The sequence below is a fragment of the uncultured Gimesia sp. genome, from assembly GCF_937910335.1.
Lineage (GTDB): Bacteria > Planctomycetota > Planctomycetia > Planctomycetales > Planctomycetaceae > Gimesia.
On sequence record NZ_CALEMX010000048.1, the window covers coordinates 1 to 7,249 of the forward strand.

A 7,249-nucleotide genomic window follows, 5' to 3' on the forward strand; every position below is an offset into this window, starting at 1 on the left:
TCCATACTTAATTCCTTGATTTCAAGGAATTATTAGAGGAACCCTTAATAATATACTGCAAAAATTACCATGTCAAAATAATTCTCGTAAATATTCAACATTGAAGAAACAATTCCATAACCATCTAAGACTGCTAATTATGAAGATGATTTTCTGGGTTGAATTCGTCTCTTTTTCAAAACTCAATGTCTGTAACTCAACTGTTTACTGGGTAACCTGCAATATGAGTGCAAATCAAACTGTTCTGAGTATTTGAAGTTATGAATTTTAAATTTCGATTCAACTTCCTCATATCAGGTTGTGCTTTGAAAGTGATGTTGCCTCGTTCTCTGCGATCCATGAAAACGATTCAAGGTGACTGAAGACCGAAATATCAAATCAGATCGACTCGTACCGAAATTGAGAAGTTTGATGGCCGAAATCGAATCCCCGTTGATTTCTAATAAATGATCCACTAAAACTTGTTTCCTCAAATATTTTAGTTCTCTAAAACGTTCAACTTGCTGCGACCAGTGTATCTGCGAATCTTCTCTGTCTCTGACCTGTCTCTAAAATCAATTATGAGAGTTGATCTCATCTACATTTTTTTATTCTTTTACTAGCAGGTACTTTGTAAATGCGAATCACCGTCATCGGTTCTCAAGGGCAATTGGGACAGGATCTGATGTTGAGTCTTGCTGCAGCGGAACATCAGCTGACCGGGCTGACCCATCAACAGATATCGATTGAAGATACGCTTAGCATAGAAGCGGCTCTTGAAGCGAATACTCCCGAGCTTATTATTAATACGGCCGCCTATAATAAAGTCGATCAGGCTGAATCATCGCCTGAAGCAGCTTTTGCGATTAATGCATTTGGGCCGCGAAATCTGGCGTTGTATTGTCAAAAGAAAAAGATCCGTTTGATGCATATCAGCACTGATTATGTCTTCGGGTTAGATTCAGAACGAGAGTCAGCCTACACTGAACTCGATGCCCCCGGCCCTTTAAGTGCATACGGCCAAAGCAAGCTGGCGGGGGAATATTTCGTGCGTGCGATTTGCCCTCAACATTATGTCGTTCGCACCTGTGGTCTCTATGGAAAAGCCGGCAAAACTGGAAATGGCAATTTTGTGGAAACCATGCTGCGTCTTGGAAAAGAACGCGATGAACTTTCCATCATCAACGATCAGCATTGTACGCCCACTTCCACGGGCGATCTATCGACGGCAATCACGCATTTGATTCAATCAGACAAATTTGGACTTTATCATGCCGCCAACGAGGGTCAGATGACCTGGTTTGAATTTGCCCAGTCGATTTTTGAGATCGCGGGAATTAATGTCAAAATGACTGCGATCTCAACGGAACAATTCAACGCCGCGGCAGATCGTCCCCGCTTCAGTGTGCTGGACTGTTCACGGCTCCAGAAGGCCACCGGCTTTTCATTCCCTCACTGGAAGTCGGCTTTGAAAACCTATCTGGAACAATAGAGCACAAATAGCCATAGGTATCATATTAGATCTGGCTTAACTCTTTTTGCCGATTTGCAATCAGCAAACCGCGATTCTCTTGGAGATCGTTCCCGTTTCCATGAGTGATCCATTTGCTCGATTGAATGCCACCACCGATCGAAATAATGTAAGGATAACTGCCTGAATTTTGGTATGAGTCACTGTCTGTCCGCTAATAGAAGTGACATTTACGAAAGTCTCTGCAAAAATCAGGGCTTCAAACCGTTGACTTTCAACACAAAAATTAAGATAAAGAGTTCTTACCGACCTGCCAGACGGCGGTTGGTAAGGCCAGGAGAGATGGCAGAGTGGCCGAATGCGCCGGTTTGCTAAATCGGTGAGCCGTGCAAACGGTTCCACGGGTTCGAATCCCGTTCTCTCCGTATTCAATTTAATGGTCGTTGTAAACGCTAGAAAATTAGTGATTTACAACGGCCATTTTTTTTGGCACCTTCCAAAGTGTCATGAGTCCTTTTCCGCCTCTCTCAGACGCGCTTTGACGGTACATTCCAATTCCGGCGGGATTCATATTTCTGATTCATTGAGCACAGCGTGGGCGAGATGGTAAACCCGGTATGAGCGATCATTATCGGGTTGGAAAACTTCTTGGAAATGAGTGAGCTAAATCTCTGCATGCGTCTTTTAACAATCCGGTACCATGATACGAAATTCGGATGACTCATCAACATTCGGTTTATAATATCCATCCTGCTTTTGTTGATGAACTCATGCAAGAAAGCCGACATTCTAGCTGCCATAATCTAGAGAAAAACCATCGCATGACTGAGTTGCTCCCAAAGAAAACGGCGCAGTCCACTCCCGCCGATTTCCAATAATTCGTGGGGACCTTATTGATCATAGAGTCTATCGAACTGATGGTCGGCCAGACTATTTTCCGCGTGAGATTTAAGTTGACTCTTAGTGTCTGAATCTACGATTTGATGTCAATTCGTCACTGGCGTTTCTTCTTCAGATTCGTGGTATCTGAGAATAAGCCAGTCGACTGTCCTGGGTTCATCAAGCACACTTGTCGCATGACTTAGCGTCTGGTTATCTCAACGGCTGTTTCAGCCATCTGCTTGAGCAAAGCGGTAGCCGGAAGAAAGCTGAAAGCAATTCAAAAAGGAGCGCGAAACAACACTATCAAACATTTGTTCCCTTCTCTTTGTTTATGTGCATGATGACGTCCACAATATGTATACGGAAATCACTGATTTACAATCAGATACCCAGCCTCTTGGAGATAAACCAGGGCGTTCATTTTACTCAAAGATTACTTCTGGGATTTCCCCCCTAATTGGTCTATTGGGAATTACTTGCATTCATTAACTATTTATTGAATTGCTGTATCTCGTTACGCCAGTTGGTCGAAAACGTAAGAGGACACTTTTTTTTCTTCTTTGAGCAGGTCATCACGTTTCGTTTCGGCTGGTTGATCATTTTCATTATTTGTTATTCGTATATGATTTGGTATTCATAATGGACTCACCTTCCCCGGGAAAGATAGCTAATCGCAATTCCGACCCGGATTGTCTTTCTTCACGATTGAAACACAGCTTCCAATCCCCTGTGGTACAAGCGGGCATAGCCAGCATTACGATTTTTGTGGCCGTCTTGTTTTTCAACTGGAATATCCATGACCAAAATATTCAGGGTGCAGCCTCTCCAGGTAATCTGGTTGATATCGCCGGTCGCCAGCGGATGTTAAGTCAGAGGATCGCTAAGAATCTCCTGTTGCTGACGGATGAAGCTACGAGCGTTCAGAGTTACACTGAGCTTGATGCAGACCTCAAGGTGTTAAATCAGAACCACAGAATTCTTCTTGAAACATCTCATCTTTTTGAAGGTGTACCGAGTCCGAATGAAATAGCGCCTGGCACTATTCTCAATCAAATCTCGCCTCTGATCTCGGATTTCACAGATAACGTTGTCAACGTTACCTCTGGGAAACAAAGCACTTCATCTGCCTTGCCTCTGGTATTAGCTGATGAAAAACGTTTGATGCCATTGCTTGATCAGTTTAATGCGAGTCTGACAACGGAGAAAATATTATTGGGAAGCGGTCAGTACAAACGTCAAATGCTGATTGAATCTTTGTGGTTACTGGGAATTGTTTTCATTTTGTTTTGTGTCGTCTGGTATTTACTTGTGCAAATCCAAACGCGTCTAATGAAGTCAATCCAGGAAAAACATACGCTAATCGATCTGACACATGATTTACATGAAAAAAAGCTACGTCTGTCAGCCTCAATCTCTGCATCATTTCATGAAACCTGGTCCTGGACGCAACTTACGGGGGTATTCTGGTGTTCTGAATCGTTCTGGAAAGTGTTTGGTTATCAGGAGAAATCCGATTTCCCTAAAGCACATTTTGACGTCTTTCGCGCACACATTGATCCGGAAAATTGTGGTCTGTTAGAAGCGGCGGTCCAGCAAAACATTCAGGATGGAACACCATTTAATTTGGAACTTTGTGCAAAGAATCAGCAGGGCACCTACCGCTGGATTCGAGTCCAGGGAAAGATAGTCAACAATTCGACAGACCACACGAATTATGTCGCGGGAACTGTGGAAGACATTCACGAACACAAAATGGCTAAGTTACAACTTGACCATCAGGATAAATTATTGAAGAAAGTGGGAAATGTTGGCAAAATTGGAGGCTGGCATATCAACCTCAAAACAGAGGATGTATTCTGGACATCCGAAACATATGCGATCCACGAAGTTGGTTCTGACTATCAGCCGAGACTCGAAAACAGGTATGCCTTTTATGCACCGGAAGCCCGTTCTGTCATTCAGAGCGCAGAAGAATGGGCAATTGAAACCGGCGAGCCCTGGGACCTGAAACTACCCCTGATTACAGCGAACGGACGTCATATCTGGGTGCGTGTTCAGGGAGAAGTTGAATACGAGAATAACAAACCGGTCCGACTGGTAGGCGCATTTCAAGATATTACTGAAGAAAAACAGTTGGAAGCTGAATTCTTACTTTTGCAGTGTGATGAATACAGCTCGCGTGCGCAATTGGAGAGTGTGATTCGCGCTGCCACTGAAGTTTCGATTATCTCGACTGATCCCAAAGGATTAATTACATTATTCAGTCCCGGTGCCGAACGACTGCTGGGTTACTCAGCGAATGAAATGGTCGGGCTCCAGACGCCAGAATGTTTTCACCTTGCCGAGGAAGTGGAAAAACGTGGAGCAGAATTAACAGCAAGTCTGGGAAGAACTATCGAAAACTTTGAAACCTTTATAGCACCTGTTGCGCAGGAAGGTTTTGACAAGCGCGAATGGACTTATGTCATCAAGGATGGCTCACATCGGACAGTTGAGCTGACAGTGACAGCGATCCGTGATCAACACAATCTTGTAGAAGGATACCTTGGTGTCGCGATTGACGTGACACAGAAGAAAATCAACGAAAAACAACTTGATCGATTAGCTTCTGCGGTCAGTAAGTCAACAAACGGAGTGATCATTACAGATGATGCAGGCCGAGTAGAATGGGTTAATGACAGGTTCGTTCAAATTTCTGGATACAAATTGGAGGCCATTCTCGGTAAAACTCCTGGTTCCGTACTACAGGGAGATCAATCTGATCCAGAAATCATTGAGTATATGAAACAAAAAATTCGTCAGGGAGAAAGCTTCGAAACAGAAATCATCAACTATCATCAATCTGGTAGTGAATATTGGGTCCATATTAAAGCAGACCCCATACATGACGCTGAAGGCAAATTAACTGGCTTCATGTCAATTGAGAATGATATTACCGAGCGTAAACTAGCAGAGCAGCAAATACTCGAAAGTCGAGAAAATATTCGAAACCTGCTAGACGCGTTGCCTGTCGCCGCTTACACCTGTAACAATCAAGGTCTGATTACCTATTATAATCAGACCGCCGTCGAGGTCTGGGGACGGGAACCTACGTTATGCAGCGCTACTGATCGTTTTTGTGGTTCTTACAAATTGTATGATAATGAGGGATTGCCAGTTCCACACGATAAGTGCTGGATGGCGCTGGCACTGGAACGGCGTCAAATTTTCCACGGTAAAGTGGTCGTTGTGGAACATGAAGATGGGTCGCGTAAAACTGCTTTGGCTCATGCCAGCCCGTTGTATAACATTCAGGGTGAGGTCACCGGGGCAGTGAATGTGATGGTAGATATTTCCGACCGGATCGCGCTGGAAAAATCATTGCAAGAAACAACGGCCCGGCTTGAACTGTGCAGCAAAGTTCTCGATCAACATGCGATTGTTGCCGAAACGGATCTTAATGGCATTATTCGCCATGTAAATGATATGTTCTGCAAAGTGACCGGATTTGAACGAGAGGAAGTGATCGGCATGACACATTCTATCGTGAATTCTGACTTTCAAAGCAAAGAATTCTGGGAGAACGTGTTCAAAACCATTGCTTCCGAAGGGATCTGGCAAGGGGAAATCTGCAATCGTCGGAAAAACGGAGACCTGTATTGGGTCGATACTACTATCGCATCCATGCAAGATGGAGAAGGTAACGAGACAGGCTACCTCGCCATCCGCAATGATATCACTGACCTTAAACTGGCGCAAGAAGCAGCACTGGCTGCCTCAAATAGTAAGAGCGAATTTCTGGCAAATATGAGTCATGAAATCCGTACTCCACTCACTGCCATTCTTGGATTTGCGGATCTGCTTCAAGACGAAGAGAACTTTGCAGATTCACCAGCGAGAAGAACTCAGGCAATCGCTACGATTCAGGAAGCGGGAAACCATTTATTGACCGTGATTAATGATATTCTCGACCTATCCAAAATCGAAGCGCAAAAAATGGAGTTGGATTACTCACCCACTCATCTGTTTAATGTTCTCGACCATACTGAAAGTTTATTGCGACCGCGGGCCATCGAGAAAAAAGTGGCGTTGCAAACCATTATTCAGACACCGATTCCTGATCTGATTAATAGTGATACAACTCGGTTGCGTCAGATTTTGATGAATCTTGTGGGTAATGCGGTCAAATTTACGGATCAGGGAAGCATTAAAATCATCGTGCAGAAGCTTAATCAGGACGATGGTGGGGAACTCTTGCAATTCGATATTGAGGATACGGGACCGGGGATGTCGGAGCAACAGGCGAAAATAATCTTTAATGCTTTTTCGCAGGCAGATACTTCCCTCACGCGTCAGCATGGCGGTACAGGCCTGGGTCTGATCATTTCCCGAAAACTTGCACGGCTGATGGGTGGTGAAGTGTCGCTGGCCTGGACAGAACAGGGGAAAGGCACGTGTTTCCGACTTGTGCTACCCATTCATCCGCTTCCCCAAACCCGTTATCAAACTACCCGACTCCTCGATCCCCTCGAAAACATTGAGAAGATTCCAACGGCTGCTTTAGCGCAACTCCCAAGCCAGACTCGAATTTTGCTTGCAGAAGACGGTCCGGATAATCAGCGACTTATCTCCTTTCTTTTGAAAAAGATGGGAGCAATCGTGGAAGTGGCTGACAACGGTGCGATTGCCTATCAAAAAATTCAAGCAGCAACAGCATCACAAGAACCATACGACTTGTTGCTGACTGACATGCAAATGCCCGAAATGGATGGTTACACACTTGCGAAAGCGCTCCGTGAAGAAAATGTGACCCTTCCCATTATCGCATTGACGGCACACGCGATGCCGGAAGATCGCAAGAAATGTATTGATGCCGGCTGTGATGATTACCTGAGCAAGCCCGTCAACAGTAAAATTCTGGCAGACACGATCATGGAC

Annotated in this window: 2 protein-coding genes and 1 tRNA gene; all 3 read left to right on the top strand. The window is 44.5% G+C overall.

The genetic code is table 11. From position 1 onward, the window contains the following. Positions 1-616 precede the first annotated feature (616 nt). Entirely contained in the window at positions 617-1,471 is an 855-nt protein-coding gene (gene rfbD / locus Q0668_RS01980; protein ID WP_298859409.1) for a dTDP-4-dehydrorhamnose reductase, read from the top strand. 315 nt (positions 1,472-1,786) lie between these two features. Continuing rightward, positions 1,787-1,875: transfer RNA gene (locus Q0668_RS01985), tRNA-Ser, on the top strand. A gap of 1,096 nt (positions 1,876-2,971) precedes the next feature. Continuing rightward, the coding region (locus Q0668_RS01990) for a PAS domain S-box protein (protein WP_298859411.1) at positions 2,972-7,249 on the top strand (4,278 nt) is incomplete at its 3' end.

Coding starts and splice junctions, on each gene's coding strand:
- rfbD (WP_298859409.1), top strand. CDS start 617: ATGCGAATCACCGTCATCGGTTCTCAAGGGCAATTGGGACAGGATCTG.